This is a genomic window from Litorimonas sp., assembly GCA_029936425.1.
GTDB lineage: Bacteria > Pseudomonadota > Alphaproteobacteria > Caulobacterales > Maricaulaceae > Litorimonas.
The window spans coordinates 528-1,374 of record JAPYSU010000115.1 but is presented as its reverse complement, the minus strand read 5'-3'; positions in this window follow the sequence as shown (position 1 = coordinate 1,374).

Here is an 847-nt window from a genome sequence, read left to right as displayed (position 1 = left end):
GCCTCTAAAATTATCATGGCGCGGGGCGCGTAAGTCCCAGTCATTTTTTTTCTTCATTTTTTCTCAAAAAAAATCGAGAAAATGAGAAAAATGTGCCAAAATGTCACATGATATAAAACATTAAATAACCATTTTTGGGTGATGTTTTGAGTTTTTCCAGAATTTAGCGTGTTTCGTTTTTATATGTTGCTATATATTCTAAGTGGACATGCCTCTAAAATTATCATGGCGCGGGGCGCGTAAGTCCCAGTCATTTTTTTTCTTCTTTTTTTTTCTAAAAAAAAATCTTTTTTTTTCTTTCTTTTTTTTTCACCTCGCACCCCCCCAAAACCAAAAACAAAAAAGTCAGGGACAACCCTGACATGTACCTGATGGTCACGTATTAAAGAATTCTGAAGGGTACAGCATGCAAAAGTCAACTGGGCAGACACTTAGCACATTTCATTCGGCCAAGTTATTCAGTTTTTATCGTTTTTGACCATGATCTGACCATGTCATGACCCCGACACCAAAACACAAAACAAACGGGACAACCCACTGTGTGTACATGCAGAAAATCTTTAAGATCCGATGAGAAACGGGCGAGAAAATGAGAAAAATGTGCCAAAATGTCACATGATATAAAACATTAAATAACCATTTTTGGGTGATGTTTTGAGTTTTTCCAGAATTTAGCGTGTTTCGTTTTTATATGTTGCTATATATTCTAAGTGGACATGCCTCTAAAATTATCATGGCGCGGGGCGCGTAAGTCCCAGTCATTTTTTTTCTTCATTTTTTCTCAAAAAAAATCGAGAAAATGAGAAAAATGTGCCAAAATGTCACATGATATAAAACATTAAATAAC